General features: G+C 62.4%; 35 protein-coding genes. 3 read left to right on the forward strand and 32 right to left on the reverse strand.

Annotated elements, in window-relative coordinates; genetic code table 11:
* Positions 1-424 precede the first annotated feature (424 nt).
* The 3 genes from yihA to ACIGJC_RS14440 all read left to right on the forward strand — a co-directional run bounded on the left by yihA (position 425) and on the right by ACIGJC_RS14440 (position 3,593).
* Positions 425-1,126, forward strand: coding sequence for a ribosome biogenesis GTP-binding protein YihA/YsxC (gene yihA, locus ACIGJC_RS14430; protein WP_483709631.1), 702 nt, complete (start codon positions 425-427; stop codon positions 1,124-1,126).
* 265 nt (positions 1,127-1,391) lie between these two features.
* A complete protein-coding gene (gene hemB, locus ACIGJC_RS14435) occupies positions 1,392-2,384 on the forward strand; it encodes a porphobilinogen synthase (RefSeq protein ID WP_483709633.1) in 993 nt (330 codons plus the stop codon).
* Positions 2,385-2,399: 15 nt separating this feature from the next.
* Positions 2,400-3,593, forward strand: coding sequence for a magnesium transporter CorA family protein (locus tag ACIGJC_RS14440; protein ID WP_483709634.1), 1,194 nt, complete (start codon positions 2,400-2,402; stop codon positions 3,591-3,593).
* A 3-nt stretch (positions 3,594-3,596) separates the two neighbouring features.
* On the opposite strand, the gene dsbD is transcribed toward ACIGJC_RS14440, so the two are convergent.
* The 32 genes from dsbD to fusA all read right to left on the reverse strand — a co-directional run bounded on the left by dsbD (position 3,597) and on the right by fusA (position 24,420).
* Complete coding sequence (dsbD, locus tag ACIGJC_RS14445) at positions 3,597-5,513, reverse strand: protein-disulfide reductase DsbD (RefSeq protein WP_483709635.1); 1,917 nt, start codon at positions 5,511-5,513, stop codon at positions 3,597-3,599.
* Positions 5,514-5,596: 83 nt separating this feature from the next.
* On the reverse strand, positions 5,597-5,929 hold the full coding sequence (gene cutA, locus ACIGJC_RS14450) for a divalent-cation tolerance protein CutA (protein WP_483709636.1): 333 nt from the start codon (positions 5,927-5,929) through the stop codon (positions 5,597-5,599).
* A gap of 108 nt (positions 5,930-6,037) precedes the next feature.
* Entirely contained in the window at positions 6,038-6,433 is a 396-nt protein-coding gene (gene rplQ, locus ACIGJC_RS14455; protein WP_130393142.1) for a 50S ribosomal protein L17, read from the reverse strand.
* Positions 6,434-6,576: 143 nt separating this feature from the next.
* The gene (locus ACIGJC_RS14460; RefSeq protein WP_011299297.1) at positions 6,577-7,557 is read right to left on the reverse strand and encodes a DNA-directed RNA polymerase subunit alpha; all 981 of its coding nucleotides are present in this window, start codon (positions 7,555-7,557) and stop codon (positions 6,577-6,579) included.
* Between the two features lie 176 nt (positions 7,558-7,733).
* Positions 7,734-8,357 carry a 30S ribosomal protein S4 gene (gene rpsD / locus ACIGJC_RS14465; protein ID WP_483709637.1) on the reverse strand — a complete coding sequence of 208 codons (624 nt, stop codon included), beginning with the start codon at positions 8,355-8,357 and terminating at the stop codon, positions 7,734-7,736.
* Positions 8,358-8,649: 292 nt separating this feature from the next.
* The gene (gene rpsK / locus ACIGJC_RS14470; RefSeq protein WP_010812376.1) at positions 8,650-9,048 is read right to left on the reverse strand and encodes a 30S ribosomal protein S11; all 399 of its coding nucleotides are present in this window, start codon (positions 9,046-9,048) and stop codon (positions 8,650-8,652) included.
* 24 nt (positions 9,049-9,072) lie between these two features.
* Complete coding sequence (gene rpsM / locus ACIGJC_RS14475) at positions 9,073-9,438, reverse strand: 30S ribosomal protein S13 (RefSeq protein WP_010812377.1); 366 nt, start codon at positions 9,436-9,438, stop codon at positions 9,073-9,075.
* A gap of 19 nt (positions 9,439-9,457) precedes the next feature.
* Positions 9,458-9,574 carry a 50S ribosomal protein L36 gene (rpmJ, locus tag ACIGJC_RS14480; RefSeq protein ID WP_008642959.1) on the reverse strand — a complete coding sequence of 39 codons (117 nt, stop codon included), beginning with the start codon at positions 9,572-9,574 and terminating at the stop codon, positions 9,458-9,460.
* Between the two features lie 87 nt (positions 9,575-9,661).
* Positions 9,662-11,005: a preprotein translocase subunit SecY gene (gene secY / locus ACIGJC_RS14485; protein WP_483709638.1), complete on the reverse strand. Its 1,344-nt coding sequence runs from the start codon at positions 11,003-11,005 to the stop codon at positions 9,662-9,664.
* 43 nt (positions 11,006-11,048) lie between these two features.
* Positions 11,049-11,483 carry a 50S ribosomal protein L15 gene (gene rplO, locus ACIGJC_RS14490; protein WP_483709640.1) on the reverse strand — a complete coding sequence of 145 codons (435 nt, stop codon included), beginning with the start codon at positions 11,481-11,483 and terminating at the stop codon, positions 11,049-11,051.
* 22 nt (positions 11,484-11,505) lie between these two features.
* A complete protein-coding gene (gene rpmD / locus ACIGJC_RS14495) occupies positions 11,506-11,688 on the reverse strand; it encodes a 50S ribosomal protein L30 (protein WP_010812381.1) in 183 nt (60 codons plus the stop codon).
* Positions 11,689-11,698: 10 nt separating this feature from the next.
* Entirely contained in the window at positions 11,699-12,217 is a 519-nt protein-coding gene (rpsE, locus tag ACIGJC_RS14500; RefSeq protein ID WP_483709641.1) for a 30S ribosomal protein S5, read from the reverse strand.
* 21 nt (positions 12,218-12,238) lie between these two features.
* Entirely contained in the window at positions 12,239-12,595 is a 357-nt protein-coding gene (gene rplR / locus ACIGJC_RS14505) for a 50S ribosomal protein L18 (protein ID WP_211949841.1), read from the reverse strand.
* A gap of 11 nt (positions 12,596-12,606) precedes the next feature.
* Entirely contained in the window at positions 12,607-13,140 is a 534-nt protein-coding gene (gene rplF, locus ACIGJC_RS14510; protein ID WP_171516800.1) for a 50S ribosomal protein L6, read from the reverse strand.
* Between the two features lie 9 nt (positions 13,141-13,149).
* On the reverse strand, positions 13,150-13,545 hold the full coding sequence (gene rpsH / locus ACIGJC_RS14515; RefSeq protein WP_010812384.1) for a 30S ribosomal protein S8: 396 nt from the start codon (positions 13,543-13,545) through the stop codon (positions 13,150-13,152).
* A gap of 27 nt (positions 13,546-13,572) precedes the next feature.
* A complete protein-coding gene (gene rpsN, locus ACIGJC_RS14520; RefSeq protein WP_483709643.1) occupies positions 13,573-13,878 on the reverse strand; it encodes a 30S ribosomal protein S14 in 306 nt (101 codons plus the stop codon).
* 9 nt (positions 13,879-13,887) lie between these two features.
* Positions 13,888-14,430 carry a 50S ribosomal protein L5 gene (gene rplE / locus ACIGJC_RS14525; protein ID WP_211949839.1) on the reverse strand — a complete coding sequence of 181 codons (543 nt, stop codon included), beginning with the start codon at positions 14,428-14,430 and terminating at the stop codon, positions 13,888-13,890.
* 25 nt (positions 14,431-14,455) lie between these two features.
* On the reverse strand, positions 14,456-14,764 hold the full coding sequence (rplX, locus tag ACIGJC_RS14530) for a 50S ribosomal protein L24 (protein ID WP_011299306.1): 309 nt from the start codon (positions 14,762-14,764) through the stop codon (positions 14,456-14,458).
* Positions 14,765-14,773: 9 nt separating this feature from the next.
* Positions 14,774-15,142 (reverse strand): 50S ribosomal protein L14, encoded by a 369-nt coding sequence (gene rplN / locus ACIGJC_RS14535; protein ID WP_019451025.1) that lies wholly within the window; start codon positions 15,140-15,142, stop codon positions 14,774-14,776.
* A gap of 275 nt (positions 15,143-15,417) precedes the next feature.
* On the reverse strand, positions 15,418-15,696 hold the full coding sequence (gene rpsQ, locus ACIGJC_RS14540; RefSeq protein WP_011299307.1) for a 30S ribosomal protein S17: 279 nt from the start codon (positions 15,694-15,696) through the stop codon (positions 15,418-15,420).
* Positions 15,693-15,887: a 50S ribosomal protein L29 gene (gene rpmC, locus ACIGJC_RS14545; protein ID WP_483709644.1), complete on the reverse strand. Its 195-nt coding sequence runs from the start codon at positions 15,885-15,887 to the stop codon at positions 15,693-15,695. Before rpmC ends, rpsQ begins: the two co-directional genes overlap by 4 nt.
* 11 nt (positions 15,888-15,898) lie before the next feature.
* The gene (rplP, locus tag ACIGJC_RS14550; protein WP_010812391.1) at positions 15,899-16,315 is read right to left on the reverse strand and encodes a 50S ribosomal protein L16; all 417 of its coding nucleotides are present in this window, start codon (positions 16,313-16,315) and stop codon (positions 15,899-15,901) included.
* A gap of 2 nt (positions 16,316-16,317) precedes the next feature.
* Positions 16,318-17,115: a 30S ribosomal protein S3 gene (gene rpsC, locus ACIGJC_RS14555; protein WP_483709646.1), complete on the reverse strand. Its 798-nt coding sequence runs from the start codon at positions 17,113-17,115 to the stop codon at positions 16,318-16,320.
* 9 nt (positions 17,116-17,124) lie between these two features.
* Positions 17,125-17,454 carry a 50S ribosomal protein L22 gene (gene rplV, locus ACIGJC_RS14560; RefSeq protein WP_224081396.1) on the reverse strand — a complete coding sequence of 110 codons (330 nt, stop codon included), beginning with the start codon at positions 17,452-17,454 and terminating at the stop codon, positions 17,125-17,127.
* A gap of 9 nt (positions 17,455-17,463) precedes the next feature.
* On the reverse strand, positions 17,464-17,739 hold the full coding sequence (rpsS, locus tag ACIGJC_RS14565; RefSeq protein ID WP_483709647.1) for a 30S ribosomal protein S19: 276 nt from the start codon (positions 17,737-17,739) through the stop codon (positions 17,464-17,466).
* 22 nt (positions 17,740-17,761) lie between these two features.
* On the reverse strand, positions 17,762-18,592 hold the full coding sequence (rplB, locus tag ACIGJC_RS14570; protein ID WP_483709648.1) for a 50S ribosomal protein L2: 831 nt from the start codon (positions 18,590-18,592) through the stop codon (positions 17,762-17,764).
* A 2-nt stretch (positions 18,593-18,594) separates the two neighbouring features.
* Positions 18,595-18,909, reverse strand: coding sequence for a 50S ribosomal protein L23 (rplW, locus tag ACIGJC_RS14575; protein ID WP_006576245.1), 315 nt, complete (start codon positions 18,907-18,909; stop codon positions 18,595-18,597).
* Positions 18,906-19,526, reverse strand: coding sequence for a 50S ribosomal protein L4 (gene rplD / locus ACIGJC_RS14580; RefSeq protein WP_483709649.1), 621 nt, complete (start codon positions 19,524-19,526; stop codon positions 18,906-18,908). Before rplD ends, rplW begins: the two co-directional genes overlap by 4 nt.
* A 12-nt stretch (positions 19,527-19,538) precedes the next feature.
* Positions 19,539-20,189, reverse strand: a complete 651-nt coding sequence (rplC, locus tag ACIGJC_RS14585; protein WP_483711562.1) for a 50S ribosomal protein L3 — start codon at positions 20,187-20,189, stop codon at positions 19,539-19,541.
* A 466-nt stretch (positions 20,190-20,655) separates the two neighbouring features.
* Complete coding sequence (gene rpsJ, locus ACIGJC_RS14590) at positions 20,656-20,964, reverse strand: 30S ribosomal protein S10 (RefSeq protein WP_006160488.1); 309 nt, start codon at positions 20,962-20,964, stop codon at positions 20,656-20,658.
* A gap of 78 nt (positions 20,965-21,042) precedes the next feature.
* On the reverse strand, positions 21,043-22,233 hold the full coding sequence (gene tuf / locus ACIGJC_RS14595) for an elongation factor Tu (protein ID WP_464221500.1): 1,191 nt from the start codon (positions 22,231-22,233) through the stop codon (positions 21,043-21,045).
* A 78-nt stretch (positions 22,234-22,311) separates the two neighbouring features.
* A complete protein-coding gene (fusA, locus tag ACIGJC_RS14600) occupies positions 22,312-24,420 on the reverse strand; it encodes an elongation factor G (protein WP_483709650.1) in 2,109 nt (702 codons plus the stop codon).
* Positions 24,421-24,454 lie beyond the last annotated feature (34 nt).

Raw genomic sequence — 24,454 nt, forward strand, 5'->3', positions numbered from 1 at the left:
TGAATACCGTAGTGCATGCCGGCAGGCGCTTTGCGGGCGGTGAGGACGCACCCTTGCAAGGCCTGGCATCGTGGTCGTGGCAACCGGAAATTCCGGGTTGACCGGTGCGCCAGGCAGCAGACCCCGCCTTTCCTGGCGCCGCTCGCGATGAAACGGCAAACACGGCTCCCGTCCGGATGGATCGGGTCACCGGCAACGCGGCCATGGATGCCCTGCGCCACCCGTTCAGGAGACCGTAAACCGGCGTATTGTACAATAAATAATGTGCCGGATTGATGCCATGGCCGCCCTGTGCCTGTGCAAGATCAACCTCCGGTGGCCTGGCCGATTCCGTGCCGCCAGCCTTACCACCTCGGCGTGACCGTCGTTGCACTCCCGCGCGATTCGCGCCGGCCGCAACTACCCGCCCCACCCGCTTCGACGCATGTCCCTCCTACACCAGGCCCGTTTCTTCACGACCGTCAACCACCTGCGCGACCTGCCCGCCACCGCGGTGCCGGAGGTCGCGTTCGCCGGTCGTTCCAACGCCGGCAAGTCGACGGCCATCAATATCCTGTGCAACCAGAAGCGCCTGGCCTTTTCGTCGCGCACGCCGGGACGCACGCAGCATATCAACTACTTCACGGTGGCCCCGGTCAAGGCGCCGGATCCGATTGCCTTCCTGGTCGACCTGCCGGGTTATGGCTACGCAGAGGTCTCGGGCTCCGCCAAGTTCCACTGGCAAGGACTGCTCAGCGATTACGTGCAGAGCCGCACCCAGTTGTCCGGCCTGATCCTGATGATGGATGCGCGCCGCCCCTTCACCGATCTCGATTGCCAGATGGTGGAGTGGTTCCTGCCCACCGGAAAGCCGATTCACGTGTTGCTCACCAAGGCCGACAAGCTGACCAACAGCGAAAACGCCAAGGCCCTGCGCGAGACGCGGCAGATCCTGGCCGGCTACTCGGAGCAACTGGGCACGCCGGTGCCGCTCACCGCGCAGCTGTTCTCCAGCCTGAAGCGCCGCGGCATCGAAGAAGCGCAGCGCGTCATCGCAGGCTGGCTGTCGCTGCCCGAAGCGCAACCCCAGACGCCGGCTCAGCCACCTGCGGAGCCGGGCACCTCCGAGCAACGCAAGCCCGAGTAACGCACGCGTTTCGCACGGACAAAAAAAGCCCCGTTGCAAGCAACGGGGACGAACTTTCCCGCCGGTCAGGGCGGGTACCCGCTCAGGGAGGAGTAGCGGGGGACACCGCGCCGCGCGAGGCGCAACGCAAGGTGTCCGCGAGTATGATAGCGGGCACACTCAAAAGTTTAGTTTTTCTGCATTACGCGCTCCGGCGCGTCCGCCGCCCGCCGGGGACGAGCCGCTTTGCGCATAATTCCTCCCTGAACTCCCCCTTCAAGCTGCCATGTCTGCCTTTCCAGAGTACCGTCCCCGCCGCATGCGTCGCGATGACTTCTCGCGGCGCCTGATGCGCGAGCACCGCCTGTCGCCGGACAACCTGATCTACCCAGTCTTCATCCTGGACGGGCAGAACCAGCGCCAGTCCGTGGCGTCCATGCCGGGCGTGGAGCGTGTTTCCGTCGATCTGCTGCTGCCGGTGGCGGAAGACTGCGTGAAGCTGGGCATTCCGGTCATCGCGCTGTTCCCGGTCATCGATCCCTCTCTGAAGACCCCTGACGGCATTGAAGCGACTAACGCCGAAGGGCTCGTTCCGCGCGCGGTGCGCGCCCTGAAGGACCGCTTCCCCGAACTTGGCGTGCTCACCGACGTGGCGCTCGATCCGTACACTAGCCACGGCCAGGACGGCGTGCTCGACGAGAACGGCTACGTGATCAACGATCAGACCGTCGAGATCCTGGTCCGCCAGGCGCTGGTGCAGGCCGAAGCCGGCGTGGATATCGTCGCCCCGTCCGACATGATGGACGGCCGCATCGGCGCCGTGCGCCTGGCGCTGGAGGATGCAGGCCACATCCACACGCGCATCATGGCCTACTCGGCCAAGTACGCGTCGGCGTTCTACGGCCCGTTCCGCGACGCCGTGGGCTCGGCCGCCAACCTGGGCAAGGGCAACAAGATGACCTACCAGATGGACCCGGCCAACACCGACGAGGCCCTGCGCGAAGTCGCCCAGGACATCATGGAAGGCGCCGACATGGTGATGGTCAAGCCCGGCATGCCCTATCTGGATATCGTGCGCCGCGTGAAGGACGAGTTCCGCTTCCCGACCTACGTCTACCAGGTCAGCGGCGAGTACGCGATGCTCAAGGCCGCCGCGCAAAACGGCTGGCTGGACCACGACAAGGTCATGATGGAATCGCTGCTGGCCTTCCGCCGCGCCGGTGCCGACGGCATCCTCACCTATTTCGCGCGCGATGCCGCGCGCCTGCTTGCCGGCTGAAGCGACGTCGCCCACATGGAGCTGCTAGGCTTCTCGGCCAGCCAGGTTCACCCGCTCGCCTCGCTGGCCGAGGCGGGCACGTTCCTCGCCGGTAGCGCGTCGGCCCGCTTCGTCTGGGCCGATTTTCCGATCGAAGAGGTCGCGGCGGCCCCGGAAAGCTGGCGCGAGAGCGTGCGGCAGCTCACCGGCGCGCCTATCCTGGACCTGCATCTGGTAGACGCCACCAACACCGCGCATCCGTCGTACTTCGATACGACGCATGCGTACGACATGGTGATCTTCCGCAAGCTGACTTTCGAGACCAGCCGCGCCATTGCCGAGGCTGAAGGTTCGGCACCGGCTCCCGCCGGGGCCGCGCCAAAGCCGCGCCGCCATCCGCCCGGCTTCCTGCCGGCACTGGCCCGGATCGACACGCAACCGGTCACGTTCTTCGTCTTCGACAATGTGCTGGTCACCGTCCGGCCCGGTCCGTCGCGCACGATCGACCAGGTACGCCAGCGCCTGCTGGAGCTTTGCCAGGCGCCAAGGCCACAAGCCGCGCCCCGGGCAAACGGACAGGCGCCGCTGTTGCACGGCGTGCGGCCGCCGAGCCGGCCCGAAGACCTGATGCTGCGCCTGCTCAACGCCATGGTCGACCGCTACCTGGAGTTGCGCGCGCCGCTCACACGGCAACTGGACCGCTGGCAGCGCGCGCTGCTCAATTCGCGCCGCAGTTTTTCAAGCTGGGAAGGATTGCTCGATGCCCGCATCCAGCTGCGCAAGCTGGAGCACCTGAGCGAAGAGCAGCGCGATGCCCTGCAGGAATTCCGCGACAGCGTCCTGGACAACCGCTACAGCGGCGACCCGACCGATCCCGCCGGCAAGGCGCCAGGCCGCGATGAGATGCTGCTGGTACGCATCAACGACCTGATGGAGCACATCCAGCGCGTGCTGGCGCACGCGCGGCGACTGGAGGATTCGATCGAGTCCGCCGTCCAGATCCATTTCTCGGCGGTGGCCCACCGGACCAACCGCACCATGCGCACGCTGACGCTGATCACCGCGCTGTTCATGCCGCTGACGCTGATCACCGGCGTCTTCGGCATGAACTTCGAACGCATGCCGTGGCTGCGCGAGCCCGACGGCTTCTGGTGGTCGCTTGGGTTGATGGGCGCGGTCGTGGTGGTACTAGGCGCCGTGTGGGCGCTCGGGCGGCAGTTGGAGCGCTAGTGCTCAGGTGCTGGGGCGCGTGCCAAGCGCGCGCTCCAGGCTTTCGAGGAAGCGACCGGCGGACTGGTAGCCGATCACGCGCACCGGCCGTTCACGGCCGTCGGCGCCGAACAGGATGATGCCAGGCGGCCCGAACAGGCCGAAGCGCTTGAGCAGAGCCTTGTCGTCGGCGTTGTTGGCCGTGACATCGGCCTGCAGCAGCACGATCTCCGACATGCGCGAACGCACACGGGTATCGGTGAACGTCATGCGCTCCATCTCCTTGCAGCTCACACACCAGTCTGCGTAGAAATCGAGCAGCACTGGCTTGCCTGCGGCTGCGGCCTGCGCCACGCGCGCATCGAGTTCCGCCACGGTTCGGACCCGCTCGAAACGCACCGCCTGAGGACCGGCGGGTGCTTCTGCCGGGGCGCCGGTCACGCGCGCCAGGTTCAGATGCGCCAGCGGCTGCAGCGGATCGCGTCCGCCAGAGGCCAGGCCCAGTAGCAAGATGGCGCCAGCGAGCGCCGCCAGCACGCCAAGCCCCTTTCCGAGCCGTGCCACGCCGCGCGCTTCAGCACCCAGTGCATCAAACGCGCCAAGGAATACCGCCGCCACGAGCAACAGCGCCGCCCACAACGCCATGATCAGCCATGCCGGCAGCACGGGCGTCACCATCCAGATCGCCACACCCAGCAGCAGGAATCCGAAGAAGCGCTTGGTGGCTTCCATCCAGCGCCCCGCGCGCGGCAGCAGATTGCCCGCGCCGACCCCGACCAGCACCAGCGGAACCCCCATGCCCAGCGCCATGGCCAGCAGCGCGCTGCCGCCGGTCAGCGCGTCGCGCGTCTGGGCGATATAGGCCAGCGCACCAGCCAGTGGCGCCGTCACGCAAGGGCCCACGATCAGCGCGGAGATCGCGCCCATGGCCGCGGCTCCGACCACCTGGCCGCCGCGCCGGCGGTTCGACGTGGCCGTCAGGCGGTTCTGCCACTGCTGCGGCACCTGGAGTTCATAGAGGCCAAACATCGACAGCGAGAGTGCCACCATCAACCCTGCAAACGCGACGAGCACAGCGGGCGTCTGCAGGGCGGCGGCCAGGCCCTCGCCCAGCAGGCCCGCGGCCACGCCGATCGCCGTGTAGACCACGGCCATGCCGAGGACATAAGCCAGCGATACCACCAGCGCCCGACTGCGCGTGGCGTGCTCCCCGACCACGATGGACGACAGGATCGGTACCATCGGCAGGACGCAGGGCGTGAAGGTCAATAGCAGGCCCAGGCCGAAGAAGAGTGCCGCGACGATGCCGAGGTTGCGGCTGGCAAGCACACCGGCAATGCGATCGTTCTCGTCGATGCGTGCGGCGGGCGTGGCACCGGCGATACCCGGCTCAACAGCCCGCGGCGGAGTCGTCGACTCGCTGCGCGGGGTGCCGCCGAACAGGCTGCCGAGCGACACGGCGCCCACTTTGTAGACGCTCTCCATCGGCGGATAGCACAGCCCCTTGTCGGCGCAGCCCTGAGACGTCACGACCAGCGACCACTTGCCGTCGGCGGGCGCAGACTCCACCGGCACGCGGATGACGACGGTGTCGCGATAGGTTTCCATCTCCTTGCCGAAGGTCTCATCGAACTTGACCTTGCCGGGTGGAAATTCGGGCTGGCCCAGGCGTACGGCTTCGGGCTGGACGGCAAAGGCGAAGCGCTCGCGGTACAGGTAGTACCCGCTGGCCACGTCGAAGCGGATTTCGATGGTCCGTGCGTCCACTTGCCGGGCGGCGAAGCGGAAGGCCTGCTCGGGCGGCAGGAAGTCCTCTTCCGTGGCCGCGTTGGCACCGGCAGCCAGGCACAGCCAGGCCACCATCATCGCCAGCACTGCGGCAATATGCCGCGCCCAGCTCAACCGGTTTGATCGCTCGGAGAGAGCAAAACCCATATTCATAGACCGTCCCGAATCTTTTCAGTCACTTTCGTAACGCGGGGCGCTGCTTTCATTCCGCACCATCCACGGCGCAGGCGACTTCGTCACGCACCCACGAAACCCTGGCTGATGGGCCACGCAATGATCTCGGGCACATCATAGGGGTGGTTCGCCCGGATGACCGCCTCAAGCGCCGCATAGCGCGCCCGCGTCGTCTTGGCCAGCAGAGGCCATTCAGTCGCCTGCTCCAGCTTGCCCTGCCACCAGTACTCGGATTGCACCGGAGCAAGACGGTTCACGCACGCGCACACACGCGCCTCGAGCAAGGCCCGTGAAAGCCGCGTCGCGGTGTCCGCATCGGGCAGGTTGGTCAGTACGGCGATGACCGCCGCATCGTCGCCCTCGGCGGCGTGTTGTGAACTGGCACTGGCTTTCATGCGGCCCCTCCGAATCCTGGCGCACAAAACAAAAGAGCCAGGCAAATTGCCTGGCTCGATTGTAAGCGGTGTGTCCGAACCCGTCGGAAGACGGGCTGGAACTCGACCTTACTCAGCGGCTTCTTCGGCCGGAGCTTCGGTGATTTCCGGACGATCCACCAGCTCGACCAGCGCCATCGGCGCGTTGTCGCCCTGACGGAAGCCGAACTTCAGGATACGGGTGTAGCCGCCCGGACGAGCGTTGTAGCGCGGGCCCAGTTCGTTGAACAGCTTCGTGACCATGTCGCGGTCGCGCAGACGGGCGAAAGCCAGACGGCGGTTGGCAACGGTGTCCTTCTTGGCCAGCGTGATGAGCGGCTCGACAACCTTGCGCAGTTCCTTGGCCTTGGGCAGGGTGGTCTTGATCAGCTCGTGCTGGAACAGCGAGTTGGACATGTTGCGCAGCATCGCGAGACGGTGCGACGAGGTGCGGTTCAGTTTCCGCAAACCATGACGGTGACGCATGATGATTCCTTTCAGATGAAGTGTTTGACCAGCTCTTCTATCGCCCCCTGGCGCAAACCTCGGGACGCGGGCCGGTAGTCATACATGCCCCGGCCGAAACCGGGGCGGTTACCGCAACGCGAGGCCAGGGCCTCGCGCCGCAATTACTTGTCCAGCCCTGCAGGCGGCCAGTTCTCGAGCTTCATGCCCAGAGTCAGGCCACGCGAGGCGAGGACTTCCTTGATCTCGTTGAGCGACTTGCGACCCAGATTCGGGGTCTTCAGCAGCTCGTTCTCGGTACGCTGGATCAGGTCGCCGATGTAGTAGATGTTTTCGGCCTTCAGGCAGTTGGCCGAACGCACCGTCAGCTCCAGGTCGTCGACCGGGCGCAGCAGGATCGGATCGATCTGCGGTGCGCGGCTCGAAGCGGCCTCGGCGGCGGACTCGGTGCCTTCCAGCGCGGCGAACACCGACAGCTGGTCAACCAGGATGCGGGCCGACTGGCGAATCGCTTCCTCGGGCGAGATCACGCCGTCGGTTTCGATGTTCATCACCAGCTTGTCCAGGTCGGTACGCTGCTCCACGCGAGCGGACTCGACGGCGTACGACACGCGGCGCACCGGCGAGAACGAGGCGTCCAGCACGATACGGCCGATCACCTTGCTCGACTCGTCGCCGAACTTGCGCACGTTGCCGGGCACGTAGCCGCGGCCTTGCTCGACCTTGATCTGCATGTCCAGCTTGCCGCCGGCAGACAGGTGGGCGATGACGTGGTTCGGGTTGATGATCTCGACATCGTGCGGCAGCTCGATATCGGCCGCCGTTACGATGCCTTCACCGTCCTTGCGCAGCGAAACCGTGACTTCGTCGCGGTTGTGCAGCTTGAACACGACACCCTTCAGGTTGAGCAGCAGGTTGACGACGTCTTCCTGCACACCGTCGATGGTGGAATATTCATGGACCACCCCAGCGATCGTCACTTCGGTCGGGGCATAGCCGACCATCGATGACAGCAGCACGCGACGCAGGGCGTTACCGAGCGTATGGCCGTAGCCGCGCTCGAACGGCTCCATCACGACTTTGGCGTGATGATCGCCCAACGGCTCGACGGCGATGATTTTTGGCTTGAGGAGTGCTGTTTGCATTAGGTTGTCCTTTTCAATACCCTCGGCTCGTTACACCGATAAGGCTGACGTTTGGAACCTGAAAGACCCATCGCGCGATGGGCAATAAGCCCGACCGCGCATATAGCGCGGCGGGCTGTAAGAGAGGCCTTGCGGGAATCGCAAGCTCGAACCGTTCTGTTCGGCGGTCCGGCGGATTAACGCGAGTACAGTTCGACGATCAGGCTTTCGTTGATGTCGCCGGCGATGTCGGCGCGATCCGGAGCCTGCTTGAAGGTACCTTCGAACTTCTTGGCGTCCACGGCAACCCAGGTCGGGAAGCCCGACTGCTCGGCCAGCGACAGAGCTTCAGCGATACGCACCTGCTTCTTCGACTGCTCGCGGATGGAGATCACGTCGCCCGACTTGACCTGGGCCGACGGCACGTTCAGGGCCTGGCCGTTCACCAGGATCGCCTTGTGCGACACCAGCTGACGCGCTTCAGCGCGGGTCGAGCCGAAGCCCATGCGGTACACCACGTTGTCCAGACGCGATTCCAGCAGTTGCAGCAGCTTTTCGCCGGTGTTGCCCTTGCGGCGGTCGGCTTCAGCGAAGTAGCGGCGGAACTGGCGCTCGAGCACACCGTAGATGCGCTTGACCTTCTGCTTTTCGCGCAGCTGGTTGCCGTAGTCGGAGGTGCGGGCACCCGAGGTGCGGCCATGCTGGCCCGGCTTGCTGTCCAGCTTGCACTTGTCGGCCAGCGAACGGCGCGAGCTCTTCAGGAACAGGTCGGTGCCTTCACGGCGGGAAAGTTTGGCCTTCGGGCCGGTATAACGTGCCACGTTGTCTTCCTTTGTTCGATCACGGCGCCTGTCTTGACGCGCCGCGAGTCCGCCAACGCTGTGCTACCGGGAATCCCGGAGACCGTGACGGACGGTGGGCTTATGACGCGCGCCCCGTTGCCGGGTACGACGCAAAAAGCATTTTCCAATGCGCAGGCATTCTGAATGCGCTGAATGCAGCATTCCCGCCGCGCAAAACGAAAACCTGCCGCATCAGATGCAGCAGGTCAACGCGCGATACTACCATATCCGAAACCGGCAGGTAAACCCGCCGGCCCGGACACGCCAACGCTCAGATGCGGCGGCGCTTCGGCGGACGGCAGCCGTTGTGCGGAATCGGCGTGACGTCTTCGATGATAGCGATCTTGATGCCCAGCGCGTTCAGCGCACGGACAGCCGATTCACGACCCGGGCCGGGGCCCTTGATACGCACTTCCAGGTTCTTGATACCCTGGTCTTGCGCCACGCGGCCGGCATTCTCGGCAGCAACCTGGGCAGCGAACGGGGTCGACTTGCGCGAACCCTTGAAGCCCTGGCCACCGGCGGTCGCCCACGACAGGGCGTTGCCCTGGCGGTCGGTGATCGTGATGATGGTGTTGTTGAACGAGGCGTGGACGTGCGCAATGCCGTCGGCAACGTTCTTCTTGACCTTTTTACGCGCGCGAGCGGCGTTATTCGGACCTTTTGCCATTAGTTTCTTCCTCTGCCTTCGGCTTTACTTCTTCAGAGCCACGCCGGCCTTGCGCGGACCCTTGCGGGTACGTGCGTTGGTACGGGTACGCTGACCGCGCATGGGCAGGCCCTTGCGGTGACGCATGCCACGATAGCAACCAAGGTCCATGAGACGCTTGATGTTCATCGTGGTTTCACGACGCAGGTCACCCTCGACCGTGACCTTGCCCACTTCGTCACGAAGCTTTTCCAGGTCGGCGTCGGTCAGATCCTTGACCTTCTTGTCAAACGGTACACCGGTGGCCTCGCAAATCTTGCGAGCGCGCGAGCGGCCGACACCATAAATAGCCGTCAGGCCGATTTCGGTGTGCTTGTGGTTCGGGATGTTAACCCCTGCGATACGTGCCATTCGTCAATCCTCTTTCCGATTAGCCTTGGCGTTGCTTGTGGCGGGGATCCGACGAGCAGATCACGCGCACGACACCGTTGCGCTTGATGATTTTGCAGTTGCGGCAAATGCGCTTAACAGAAGCCAGCACTTTCATAATATTTCCTCTTCCTTCAATTCCTGTTCGCTCACTTCGTCCGGAAGACGATCCGTGCGCGCCATACCTTGTCTGTCCCGATCTGAATCAGCGCAGGGTCAGGTTGCCCTTAAAGTTCGCTTTCTTCAGCAACGATTCATACTGCTGCGACATGACGTAGGACTGAACCTGGGCCATGAAATCCATCGTGACGACCACGATGATCAGCAGCGAAGTCCCGCCAAAATAGAACGGAACGTTCCAGCGCAGCACCAGGAATTCCGGCAACAGGCAGACCAGTGTGATGTAGATCGCACCAGCCAGCGTCAGACGCACCAGAATCTTGTCGATGTAGCGCGTCGTCTGCTCGCCCGGACGAATGCCCGGAATGAAGGCACCGCTTTTCTTCAGGTTGTCCGCTACTTCACGACTGTTGTACACCAGAGCCGTATAGAAGAAGCAGAAAAATATAATCGCAGCAGCGTACAGCAGGATGTAGACCGGCTGGCCCGGCGACAGCGTGGCAGCCAGGTCCTTGATGAACCTGCCAACCGCACCGGTCGACTGGGACGTGAACCAGCCTGCAATCGTCGCCGGGAACAGGATGATCGACGATGCGAAGATCGGCGGAATCACCCCTGCCATGTTCAGCTTCAGCGGCAGGTGCGACGACTGACCGCCGTACACCTTGTTGCCGACCTGACGCTTGGCATAGTTCACCAGGATCTTGCGCTGGCCACGCTCGACAAACACCACGGCGAAGGTCACAGCGATCACGATCGCCACGATGAAGATCGCCGCGATGATGCTCATGGAACCCGTGCGGACCAGTTCAAACAGCCCGCCGATCGCGTTGGGCAAGCCCGCCGCGATACCGCCGAAAATGATGATCGAGATGCCGTTGCCCAGACCACGTTCCGTGATCTGCTCACCCAGCCACATCAGGAACATCGTGCCGGTCACCAGCGTGATCACCGCGGTCGCCCGGAACAACAGGCCCGGATCGATCACCAACCCTGGCTGCGACTCCAGTGCGACCGCAATCGACAGCGCCTGGAACGTGGCCAGAACCACGGTGCCGTAACGCGTGTATTGCGTGATCTTGCGCTGCCCTGCCTGCCCTTCCTTCTTCAACGACTCCAGCTGCGGCAGCACGATCGTCAGCAATTGCATGATGATCGATGCCGAGATGTACGGCATGATGCCGAGCGCGAAGACGGTAAAGCGCGACAGCGCCCCGCCCGAGAACAGGTTGAACATCCCGAGGATGCCACCCGACTGACTCTGGAAAAGCTTCGCGAGCTGATCCGGATCGATTCCCGGCACCGGAATATGTGCACCGATGCGGTAAACGATCAGGGCCATCACCAGGAACATCAGCCGGCGCTTGAGGTCGCCGTACTTCGCCGTGTTCCGGGCTTGCGCGCTTGCATTGGGTTTCGCCGTGGCCAAACGATGCTCCGACTATGACTGCCTATGCTGCGATAAATGCCTGTCAGGCTGCGATCTGGCCGCCGGCGGCTTCGATCGCTGCCTTGGCGCCAGCGGTGGCGCCCAGACCCTTGATCGACACCTTGCGGGTCAGTTCACCGGCCTTGATGACCTTGGCGCTCTTGACCAGCTCGCCTACCAGGCCAGCTTGCTTCAGGACCAGCAGGTCGACTTCGGTCGCTTCCAGGCGCTCGATGTCACGCAGCGAGACTTCGGCCGTGAAGGCCTTGGTCAGCGACGTGAAGCCGCGCTTCGGCAGACGACGATACAGCGGCATTTGACCGCCTTCGAAGCCCACCTTGTGGAAGCCGCCCGAACGCGACTTCTGACCCTTGTGACCGCGGCCGGCAGTCTTGCCCAGGCCGGAGCCGATACCGCGGCCGACGCGACGCTTGGCGTGCTTCGAACCGGCGGCCGGTTTCAGGTTGTTCAGTTGCATCTTGCTCTCCGAAGTCCCGGTATCAGGCCAGAACCTTGACCAGGTACGAGACCTTGTTGATCATGCCGCGCACGGCGGGCGTGTCCTGCAGCTCCGACACCGAGTTGATGCGGCGCAGGCCCAGACCACGCACGGTGGCGCGATGATCCTCGCGCGTGCCGATGAGGCTGCGCACGAGTTGCACTTTTACGGTTTTCTGCGACATTGCGTTCACCTTAACCCAGGATGTCTTCGACCGACTTGCCACGCTTGGCGGCGATTTCGCCCGGCGTGCTCATCTTCTGAAGGCCGTCCAGCGTGGCGCGAACCATGTTGTACGGGTTGGTGGAGCCGTGCGACTTGGTCACCACGTTGGTGACGCCCATCACTTCGAAGATCGCGCGCATCGGGCCGCCGGCGATCACGCCGGTACCTTCCTTCGCGGGCATCATCAGCACCTTGGCGGCGCCATGCTTGCCAACGACTTCGTGTTGCAGCGTGCCGTTCTTCAGCGAGACCTTGACCATCCTGCGACGGGCTTCGTCCATTGCCTTCTGAACTGCCACCGGCACTTCCTTGGCCTTGCCCTTGCCCATGCCGATGCGGCCATCGCCGTCACCAACCACGGTCAGCGCTGCGAAACCGAGAATCCGGCCACCCTTCACCACCTTGGTGACACGGTTGACCGAGATCATCTTCTCGCGGAGGCCGTCGTCGCGTTCGTCCTGTTGGACTTTTGCTTGCATCTTTGCCATGACGTATCTCTCTTTATGCGCTTAGAACTTCAGGCCGGCTTCGCGGGCGGCGTCTGCCAGGGCCTTCACGCGGCCATGGAAACGGAAGCCGGCGCGATCGAACGCGACGGTTTCCACGCCGGCAGCCTTCGCCTTCTCGGCGATGCGCTTGCCCACTGCGGTAGCGGCAGCGGCGGTAGCGCCCTTGCCATCCAGTTCCTTGCGCACTTCCACCTCCGCGGTCGAAGCCGAAGCCAGCACCTTGGTGCCGCACTCCGAGAAGACCTGGGCGTAAATATGCGAATTCGTACGGAACACGGTCAGACGATTGACTTTCATCTCCGCGATCTTGGCGCGGGTCTGACGTGCACGGCGCAAACGAGCGTCTTTCTTGTTCATCATTGCACCCCTTACTTCTTCTTGGTTTCCTTCAGGATGACGCGCTCGTCGCTGTAGCGAACACCCTTGCCCTTGTAGGGCTCAGGCGGACGGTACGCGCGAACTTCCGCGGCAACCTGACCGACTTTCTGCTTGTCCGCACCCTTAATGATGATCTCGGTCTGCGTCGGCGTCGTAGCCGTTACGCCTTCCGGCATCTCATGGATCACGTCGTGCGAGAAACCAAGCTGGAGCTTCAGCGCAGCGCCTTGCAGCTGGGCACGGTAGCCCACGCCAACGAGGTTCAGCTTGCGCTCGAAACCGGTGGTCACACCCTTGACCATGTTTGCCGCCAGGGCGCGCATGGTGCCTTGCAGGGCGTTTGCTTCACGCGACTCGTCAGCCGGTGCGAAGGTCAGCGTGTCGTTCTCGACATTGACCTTGACCAGGCTGTGAATCGGTTGCGACAGCGTACCCAGCGGACCCTTCACGGAGAGCACGCCAGCTGCCACATTCACTTCCGCGCCTTTGGGCAGCGCGATGGGAGCCTTACCTACACGGGACATGTTCTCTCCTTAAGCGACGTAGCAGAGAACTTCGCCACCCACGCCAGTGGCGCGAGCCTTGCGGTCGGTCATCAGACCCTGCGGGGTCGAGATGATCGCCACACCGAGGCCGTTCATCACTTGCGGGATGTCGCTGCGGCCCTTGTACACGCGCAGGCCGGGCTTCGAGACGCGTTCGATGCGCTCGATCACCGGACGGCCGGCGTAGTACTTGAGGCCGATGCTCAGTTGTGCCTTGCCGCCATCTTCCTGGACGGCGTAGTCGTCGATGTAGCCTTCGTCCTTCAGGACCTTGGCGATTGCCACTTTCAGCTTCGACGACGGCATGACAACCGACGCTTTCTGCACGCCCTGGGCGTTGCGGATGCGCGTCAGCATATCGGCGATAGGATCGCTCATGCTCATACTGTTTCTCCTGTAGCCTGTGCGTAATTACCAGCTGGCTTTCGTCAGACCCGGGATTTCGCCCTTGAAGGCGATTTCGCGGATCTTGTTACGCGCCAGGCCAAACTTGCGGAAGGTACCGCGGGGACGACCGGTGATCGCGCAGCGGTTACGCTGGCGGGTCGGGTTCGCGTTGCGCGGGAGCTGTTGCAGCTCCAGGCGCGCCATGTAACGCTCTTCTTCCGACTTTTCTTGGTCGTCAATAATGGCCTTGAGGTTGGCGCGCTTGGCGGCATACTTCGCCACCAGCTTGGCGCGCTTCTTCTCACGTTCAATCAGAGCCAGTTTAGCCACGGTTACCCCTTAATTGCGGAACGGGAACTTGAACGCACCGAGGAGTGCCTTGGCTTCCTCGTCGTTCTTTGCCGTCGTCGTGATGCTGATGTTCAGACCACGCAGTGCGTCGATCTTGTCGTACTCGATTTCGGGGAAAATGATCTGCTCTTTCACACCGATGTTGTAGTTGCCACGACCGTCGAACGAACGGCCCGACACACCACGGAAGTCACGCACGCGCGGCAGGGCCACGGTGACGAAACGATCGAGGAATTCGAACATGCGCTCGCCACGCAGGGTCACCATCGCACCGATGGGGTAGCCCTGGCGGATCTTGAAGCCGGCGATGGCCTTCTTGGCCTTCGTCACCACGGGCTTCTGACCAGCGATCTTGGTCAGGTCGCCAACGGCGTTTTCAATGATCTTCTTGTCATTGATGGCTTCGCCAAGACCCATGTTCAGGGTGATCTTGGTGATGCGCGGCACTTCCATGACCGACTTGTAACCGAACTGCTCGATCAGCTTCGGCACAACCTTATCTTTGTAGAACTCTTGCAGACGTGCTGCCATGCTCAACTCCTAAACGTGCCCAGAATCAAGCTGCCACGACGGCGCCGGTGGTCTTCAGCACGCGCACGCGCTTGCCGTCTTCCACCTTGATGCCGACGCGCGACGGCTTGCCATTGGCATCCACGAGCGCAACGTTGGAAATATGCAGCGGCATGACCTTGTCGACCACGCCACCGGTGGTGCCCAGCATCGGGTTCGGGCGGGCGTGCTTCTTCGCAACGTTCACGCCTTCCACTGCAACCTTGTCGCCGAGCACGGCTTGCACGGTACCGCGCTTGCCCTTGTCTTTGCCGGTCAGGACGATGACTTCGTCGCCCTTGCGAATCTTGTTCATGTCGGCTCCTTACAGCACTTCCGGAGCGAGCGACACGATCTTCATGAAGCGCTCGGTACGGAGTTCACGAGTCACCGGCCCGAAGATACGGGTGCCGATCGGCTCGAGCTTGTTGTTCAGCAGGACGGCGGCATTGCTGTCGAACTTGACGAGCGAACCGTCTGCACGGCGCACGCCCTTGGCAGTACGCACCACAACGGCGTTGTAGATGTCGCCCTTCTTCACGCGACCGCGAGGCGCTGCGTCCTTGACGGTCACCTTGATGATGTCGCCCACGCTCGCGTAGCGGCGCTTGGACCCACCCAGCACTTTGATGCACAGCACTTCGCGCGCACCAGTGTTATCGGCCACTTCGAGCCGGCTTTCTGTCTGAATCATGGTGTTTGTCTTCCCAACTTAATCCGCCAGGTGCAAAAACGCCTGCCGGTCAGTCTTGGTCCCGTAGGCTCCGGCTTTGCGCCAGCTCCGTATGGGTTGATCAACTTTGAGTCGGTAGGAACCTGGCACTCCCGACTGACGTCGGGCCACCTGGCCCTGGCTCGCTCAACAGGTCCGCCCGGGTGGTACAGCTAAGGCGAACGCAATAAAGCGGAAGTCCAGGATTATAGCTACATAATCCTGGACTTGCAAGTCAAGCTAAGAACGTGTGGTTCTTAGATGACGCGTGCAGCCTCTACCAGCCGGGAAACCACCCAGGACTTGGTCCGCGACAGCGGACGGCCTTCCTGGATTTCGACCTTGTCGCCTTCCTTGTACTGGTTGGCTTCGTCGTGTGCGTGGTACTTCTTGGAACGCAGCACGTACTTGCCGTACAGGGGGTGCTTGACGCGGTTTTCAACCAAGACCGTAACGGTCTTGTCCATCTTGTCGCTTACCACACGACCGACGAGGGTGCGGCGAAGCGACGTTTCCGTTTTTGCAGCTTCAGTCATTTCGCGTTCGCCTTTTCAGTCAGCACGGTTTGCACTCGCGCGATGTCCTTGCGAACCTTCTTCAGCTGGCTGGAATTCTGCAGCTGTTGGGTTGCCTTTTGCATGCGCAGGCTAAATTGGGCCTTCAGCAGCTCGGAGAGCTCCTGGTTCAGGCCTGCGGCGTCCTTGCCGCGAAGTTCGGATGCTTTCATCCCTGCTCTCCTTACGTCCCGACCTGGCGCACCACGAAATTGGTGGCGATCGGCAGCTTGGCAGCGGCGAGGCGGAACGCCTCACGTGCCAGATCTTCGCTCACACCATCCATCTCGTAGAGCATCTTGCCCGGCTGGATTTCAGCCACGTAGTACTCCGGATTGCCCTTACCGTTACCCATACGGACTTCAGCGGGCTTCTTCGAGATCGGCTTGTCCGGGAAGATACGGATCCAGATGCGGCCGCCACGCTTGATGTGACGGGTCATCGCACGACGTGCCGACTCGATCTGACGAGCGGTCAGGCGGCCACGGCCCATGGCCTTCAGGCCGAATTCGCCGAAAGACACGGCGTTGCCACGGGTAGCCTTACCCGTGTTGCGGCCTTTCTGCTCCTTGCGGTACTTTCTGCGCTTAGGTTGCAGCATCGTTATTCTCCACTCTTCGCATCTGCGCCAGGCGCAGCGCGGCGACCGGCACCGGCGCCACCGCGACGGTTGCCACCCGGGCGGCCTTCGCCTTCACGGCGGCGGCCTTCCGGACGACCCGGACGACGACGACGGTCGTCTTGCGGCTCTTCCACCACCGGCGCGTCATTGCGGCCGAGGTGATCACCCTTGTAGACCCACACCTTGACACCGATGATGCCGTAGGTGGTTTCTGCTTCGGAGAAGCCGTAGTCGATGTCGGCGCGCAGGGTGTGCAGGGGCACACGGCCTTCGCGGTACCACTCGGTACGTGCGATTTCGATACCGTTCAGACGGCCGGCGCTCATGATCTTGATGCCCTGGGCGCCCAGACGCATGGCGTTCTGCATGGCGCGCTTCATGGCGCGGCGGAACATGATGCGGCGTTCGAGCTGCTGGGTGATCGAATCGGCGATCAGCTGAGCATCGGTTTCCGGCTTGCGGATTTCCTCGATGTTCACGTGCACGGGCACGCCCATGCGACGCTGCAGTTCGGCCTTCAGCAGTTCGATGTCCTCGCCCTTCTTGCCGATCACCACGCCCGGACGCGAGCTGTAAATGGTGATGCGTGCATTGCGGGCCGGACGCTCGATGACCACGCGGCCAACCGATGCGTTCTTCAGCTTCTTCTTCAGGAAGTCGCGAACTTCGATGTCTTCCTTCAGCATGCCGGCAAACTTCGTGTTGTTGGCGTACCAACGCGAAGCCCAGTTACGGCTGACGGCCAGACGGAAGCCAGTCGGATGAATCTTCTGTCCCATCGTGACTCCTTAGTTGCCGAGCGTCACAGTGATGTGACACGTTTGTTTCTCGATGCGGTTGCCGCGGCCCTTTGCCCGTGCCGTGAAGCGCTTGAGCGAGGTTGCCTTGTCGACGTAGATCGATTTGACCTTGAGTTCGTCGATGTCGGCGCCTTCGTTGTGCTCGGCGTTGGCGATGGCCGATTCGACCACCTTCTTCACGATCCCGGCAGCCTTTTTCGGGCTGAAGGCCAGGACGTTGAGCGCACGCTCGATCGGCAGACCACGGATCTGGTCAGCGACCAGGCGCGTCTTCTGGGCGGAGATGCGGGCACCGCGATGAATCGCTTTCACTTCCATGATGGCACCTTACCTCTTCGCTTTCTTGTCAGCCGCGTGGCCCTTGAACGTGCGGGTGAGCGCAAATTCGCCGAGCTTGTGGCCAACCATGTTTTCCGTGACATACACCGGCACGTGTTGACGGCCGTTGTGCACGGCGATCGTCAGGCCAATGAAATCCGGCATGATGGTCGAGCGGCGCGACCATGTCTTAATGGGCTTCTTGTCCTTGCCGCCTACAGCCGCTTCCACCTTCTTCAGCAGGTGGGCGTCGCAGAACGGACCCTTTTTAGCGGAACGAGTCATATCTTTAGCTCCTACCTACCGATTAGCGCTTGTGGCGCTTCTGGACGATCATGCTGTCCGTGCGCTTGTTGCTGCGGGTGCGGTAGCCCTTGGCCGGGGTACCCCACGGCGACACAGGATCGCGACCAGCAGCGGTCTTGCCCTCACCACCACCGTGCGGGTGGTCGACCGGGTTCATCACAACGCCGCGGACCGTCGGGCGGATACCGCGCCAACGGGTCGCACCGGCCTTGCCGATGACGCGCAGGCTGTGCTCTTCGTTGCCCACTTCACCGATGGTGGCGCGGCATTCGATATGCACGCGACGCACTTCACCGGAGCGCAGACGCACCTGGGCGTACAGACCTTCACGAGCCAGCAGCACGGCGGAACCGCCAGCGGCACGGGCAACCTGAGCGCCCTTGCCCGGCATGATTTCCACGTTGTTGATCGTGGTACCAACCGGAATGTTGCGAATCGGCAGGTTGTTGCCAGCCTTGATCGGGGCTTCTGCACCGTTCATCAGCGCCTGACCGGCAATCATGCCCTTGGTCGCGATGATGTAGCGGCGCTCGCCGTCGGCGAACAGCACCAGCGCAATGTTCGCGCTGCGGTTCGGATCGTATTCCAGGCGCTCGACCTTGGCGGCGATGCCGTCCTTGTCGTTACGCTTGAAGTCGACCACGCGGTAGTGGTGCTTATGACCACCGCCCTTGTGGCGGGTGGTGATATGACCGTTGTTGTTACGGCCCGACTTCTGGAATTGCTTTTCCAGCAGCGGAGCGTGGGGGGCGCCCTTGTGAAGGTCTTTGTTGACCACCTTCACCATCGAGCGACGACCCGGGGAAGTCGGCTTGGTCTTGACGAGTGCCATGATTACTTGGCCTCCGCTTCAAAATTGATTTCCTGACCCGGCTTCAGCGAAACGTAGGCCTTCTTCACGTGGTTGCGACGCCCCATGAAACGGCCAAAGCGCTTTTGCTTGCCCTTCTGGTTCAGGATCTGAACGGACTGCACCTCGACCTTGAACAGCAGTTCGACGGCGGCCTTCACTTCTGCCTTGTTGGCATCGCGAGCCACTTCGAACACGACTTGTTCGTTCTTGTCGGCGACCAGGGTTGCCTTTTCGGAAACCACCGGCGCGAGCAGCACCTGCATCAAACGATGATCGTTCTTGGCTACTTGCGTCATTTCAGCAACTCCTCGATCTGCGCGACGGCTGCCTTGGTCACCAGCACTTTCTTGTAGTGCACGAGCGACAGCGGGTCGGCCTGGCGCGGCTCGACAACTGCCACGTGCGGCAGGTTGCGCGAAGCCAGGTAGAGGTTTTCGTCGAGGCTGTCGGTGATGATCAGCACCGAGTCCAGGCCCATGGCCTTGAACTTGTCGGCCAAGAGCTTGGTCTTGGGCGCTTCGACGGTGAAACCGTCCACCACATTGATACGGCCTTCACGTGCGAGCTGCGAGTAAATCGAGCGCATACCGGCACGGAACATCTTCTTGTTGACCTTCTGGGTGAAGTTCTCTTCCGGCGAATTCGGGAAGATACGACCACCCCCACGCCACAGCGGCGAGGACGACATACCGGCACGAGCACGGCCCGTACCCTTCTGGCGCCACGGCTTCTTGGTCGTGTGCTTGACCTCTTCACGATCCTTCTGCTTACGGTTGCCGCTGCGAGCGTTGGCCTGGTAAGCGACGACGATCTGGTGAACGAGGGCCTCGTTGTAGTCACGGCCAAACACTTCGGCAGAGGCGTCTACGCCCGCGCCGATCTGGCCATTGTCCTGGAGGAGCTTGAGTTCCATTGCTTCCGCTCCTTAAGCTTTGGCTTTGGCCTTGACGGCCGGGGTAACGATGACCTTGCCGCCCTTGGAGCCAGGGATCGCGCCCTTGACCAGCAGCAGCTTGCGCTCTGCGTCGATCTTGGCGATCTCCAGGTTCTGCACGGTGCGGGTGGCATCGCCCAGGTGACCGGTCATGCGCTTGCCCGGGAACACGCGGCCCGGATCCTGCGCCATACCGATCGAGCCCGGCACGTTGTGCGAGCGCGAGTTACCGTGGGTGGCACGGCCGGATGCGAAGTGGTGACGCTTGATGGTACCGGCGTAGCCCTTACCGATCGTCACGCCCTGCACGTCGATCTTCTGACCGACTTCGAACAGGTCGACCGACAGCGAACCGCCAGCTTGCAGTTCGGCAGCCTTGGCTGCATCGATACGGAATTCGCGGATGATTTCGCCAGCTTCCACACCGGCTTTGGCGAGGTGACCCGCCAGCGGCTTGGTAACGCGGCTTGCGCGTCGGGCGCCGAAGGTGACTTGAACGGCGGTATAACCGTCGGTCTCGTCCGTCTTGATTTGCGTCACGCGGTTGTCGCCGACCTCGACCACGGTAACGGGAATCGAATCACCGTCGTCCGTGAAAATACGGGTCATGCCAACCTTGCGACCTACAAGGCCTAGGCTCATGGTTTGCTCCATTCCCAGCTGCGATTGGCCGGGGCTGATTGATACACGAAAACTGTGTTTGCGCAGTTGCGCTGCATTTGCGCTTAAAAGGGCTGCGCTAAAGAAGACTGCGCGAGGCCAAAATGGCCAACCCACTACCCGGAGAAACGGGTAGCCTTACACTATAGCCCAGTGCTTTGGAAAGGGCAACATGAATTGCCGAATTCCGCCGTGAATTGCGTTCGGAGCAACGGCATCCCGTGGAATTGCGGCGCAAAGTCGACTTTCGGCGGCGTGATGGCCGCCGAAGCACGCAGTTCAGGCCGCGAGCAGAATGAAATCCCCGCCTGCGCGTCCTTGCGACGATGCGGGCGCGGCTGATAGGCACGGCCAACCATCGCAAACGGTGGCGTCAGCCACAAAACAAAAACGGCGAACCGAAGTTCGCCGTTTCTTTCTGCACCGGGCCGCGGACGGCCCGAAGCCATTACACCTTGATCTCGACGTCCACGCCTGCCGGCAGGTCGAGCTTCATCAGCGCGTCGACGGTCTTGTCGGTCGGGTCGACGATGTCCATCAGGCGCTGGTGAGTGCGGATCTCGAACTGATCACGGCTGGTCTTGTTGACGTGCGGCGAACGCAGGATGTCAAAGCGCTGGATGCGGGTCGGCAGGGGCACCGGGCCCTTGACGATCGCACCGGTACGCTTGGCGGTATCCACGATTTCGGCTGCCGACTGGTCGATCAGGCGATAGTCGAAAGCCTTCAGGCGGATACGGATCTTCTGGTTCTGCATGATATTTCCTTAAAAGAGCGATGGGCAATGTGCCCGGATCAAAGGGGACATGCCCGCGGGCATGTCCCAGGAAGTTGCTTAGTCGAGGATCTTTGCCACGACGCCGGCGCCGACGGTACGGCCGCCTTCGCGGATTGCGAAGCGCAGGCCTTCTTCCATGGCGATCGGGGCGATCAGCTTGACGGTGATCGACACGTTGTCACCCGGCATCACCATTTCCTTGTCCGCCGGCAGCTCGATCGAGCCGGTCACGTCGGTGGTACGGAAGTAGAACTGCGGGCGGTAGTTGTTGAAGAACGGGGTGTGACGGCCGCCTTCGTCCTTCGACAGAATGTACACCTCGCCGGTGAAGTGGGTGTGCGGCTTGATCGAACCCGGCTTGCACAGCACCTGGCCGCGCTCGACGTCTTCACGCTTGGTGCCGCGCAGCAGCAGACCGACGTTGTCGCCAGCCTGGCCCTGGTCCAGCAGCTTGCGGAACATTTCCACGCCGGTGCAGGTGGTCTTGACCGTCGGCTTGATACCAACGATTTCGATTTCTTCGCCGACCTTGATCACGCCACGCTCGATACGGCCGGTCACCACGGTGCCGCGACCCGAGATCGAGAACACGTCTTCCACCGGCATCAGGAACGTACCGTCCACGGCGCGCTCCGGCGTCGGGATGTAGGTGTCCAGCGCGTCGGCCAGGTTCATGATGGCCACTTCGCCCAGCTCGCCCTTGTCGCCTTCCAGCGCCAGCTTGGCCGAACCCTTGATGATCGGGGTGTCGTCGCCGGGGAACTCGTACTTCGACAGCAGCTCGCGAACTTCCATCTCGACCAGCTCGAGCAGTTCCGCGTCGTCCACCATGTCGCACTTGTTCAGGAACACGATGATGTACGGCACGCCAACCTGGCGGGCCAGCAGGATGTGCTCGCGCGTTTGCGGCATCGGGCCGTCAGCGGCCGAGCAAACCAGGATCGCGCCGTCCATCTGGGCGGCACCCGTGATCATGTTCTTCACGTAGTCGGCGTGGCCCGGGCAGTCAACGTGCGCGTAGTGGCGGTTGGCCGTTTCGTACTCGACGTGGGCGGTATTGATGGTAATACCGCGTGCCTTTTCTTCCGGCGCTGCGTCGATTTCGTCGTACTTCTTGGCGGCACCGCCAAACTTCGCTGCCAGCACCGTGGCGATCGCTGCGGTCAGCGTGGTCTTGCCATGGTCAACGTGACCAATCGTACCAACGTTCACGTGCGGCTTGGTCCGCTCGAACTTTTCCTTTGCCATTTTTCAGCTCCTGATAGGAATGCAATCTTGTTGTTTCATCGCGCCGCCGCACCGGCTGGCGCGGCGGCGAACTTCCAATTACTTGCCCTTGGCCGTCATCACGGCTTCGGCGATGTTCTTCGGTGCTTCAGCGTAGTGCTTGAATTCCATCGTGTACGTGGCGCGGCCTTGCGTGGCCGAGCGCAGCGACGTGGAATAACCGAACATTTCCGACAGCGGGACTTCGGCCTTGATGATCTTGCCGCCGCCCACCATGTCGTCCATGCCCTGCACGATGCCGCGGCGGGACGACAGGTCGCCCATCACGGTACCGGTGTAGTCTTCCGGCGTTTCCACTTCCACGGCCATCATCGGCTCGAGCAGAACCGGGCTGGCCTTGCGCATGGCTTCCTTGAAAGCCATCGAGCCGGCCATGCGGAACGCGTTTTCGTTCGAGTCCACGTCGTGGTACGAACCAAACGTCAGCGTGACCTTCACGTCCACCACCGGGAAGCCAGCCAGGATGCCGTTCGGCAGCGTGTCGACGATACCCTTTTCGACTGCCGGGATGTATTCGCGAGGAATCACACCGCCCTTGATGGCGTCGATGAACTCGAAGCCCTTGCCCGGCTCTTGCGGTTCCAGCGTGATGACAGCGTGACCGTACTGGCCGCGGCCGCCCGACTGCTTGACGAACTTGCCTTCGACGCCTTCGGCCGTCTTGCGAATGGTTTCGCGGTAGGCCACTTGCGGCGCGCCGATGTTGGCTTCCACGCCGAATTCGCGCTTCATGCGGTCGACCAGAATTTCGAGGTGGAGCTCGCCCATGCCCGAAATGATGGTCTGGCCCGATTCTTCATCGGTACGCACGCGGAACGACGGATCTTCGGCGGCCAGGCGGTTCAGGGCGATGCCCATCTTTTCCTGGTCAGCCTTGGTCTTCGGCTCGACAGCCTGCGAGATCACCGGCTCCGGGAACACCATGCGCTCGAGCACGATCGGTGCAGCCGGATCGCACAGCGTGTCGCCCGTGGTGGCGTCCTTCAAACCCACTGCAGCGGCGATGTCGCCGGCCAGCACTTCCTTGATTTCTTCGCGCTGGTTGGCGTGCATCTGCAGAATACGGCCCAGGCGTTCCTTCTTGCCCTTGACCGGGTTGTAGACGGTGTCGCCCGAGTTGATCTTGCCCGAGTAGACGCGGAAGAAGATCAGCTGGCCCACGAACGGGTCGGTCATGATCTTGAACGCCAGTGCCGAGAACTTTTCGGTGTCGTCAGCCTTGCGCTCGAGCTTCTTCTCGCTGTCGTCTTCGTCCGTACCCGTAACCGGCGGAATGTCGACCGGCGACGGCAGGAAGTCGATTACGGCGTCCAGCATACGCTGCACGCCCTTGTTCTTGAACGCGGTGCCGCACAGCATCGGCTGGATTTCGCAGGCGATGGTACGGTCACGCAGCGCCTTGACGATCTCGGCGCGGGTCAGCTCTTCGCCGCCCAGGTACTTTTCCATCAGCTCTTCGCTGGCTTCGGCGGCGGACTCGACCATCTTCTCGCGCCATTCGGCAGCGGTGTCCTGCAGCTCGGCCGGGATGTCCTGGTATTCGAACTTCACGCCCTGGCTGGCTTCGTCCCAGACGATCGCCTTCATTTCCAGCAGATCGACAACGCCCTGGAAGCCGTCTTCAGCGCCGATCGGCACCACGACGGGCACCGGGTTGGCCTTCAGGCGGGTCTTCAGCTGATCGTAGACCTTGAAGAAGTTCGCGCCGGTACGGTCCATCTTGTTGACGAACGCCAGACGCGGCACCTTGTACTTGTTGGCCTGGCGCCACACGGTTTCCGACTGGGGCTGCACACCACCCACGGCGCAGTACACCATGCAGGCACCGTCCAGCACGCGCATGGAACGCTCCACCTCGATGGTGAAGTCCACGTGTCCCGGGGTGTCGATGATGTTGAAGCGGTGCTCCGGGTAGTTACCCGCCATGCCCTTCCAGAAGGCAGTCGTCGCAGCCGAGGTGATCGTGATGCCACGCTCCTGCTCCTGCTCCATCCAGTCCATGGTGGCCGCGCCGTCGTGCACTTCACCGATCTTGTGGTTCACACCGGTGTAGAACAGGATACGTTCGGTCGTGGTGGTTTTACCCGCGTCAATGTGAGCGGAAATACCGATATTGCGGTAGCGCTCAATAGGAGTCTTACGAGCCACTTTAATCCTCTATTCGTTCGTGAGGCGCCGGCAT

This window comes from Cupriavidus sp. C3SS-1, assembly GCF_057073755.1.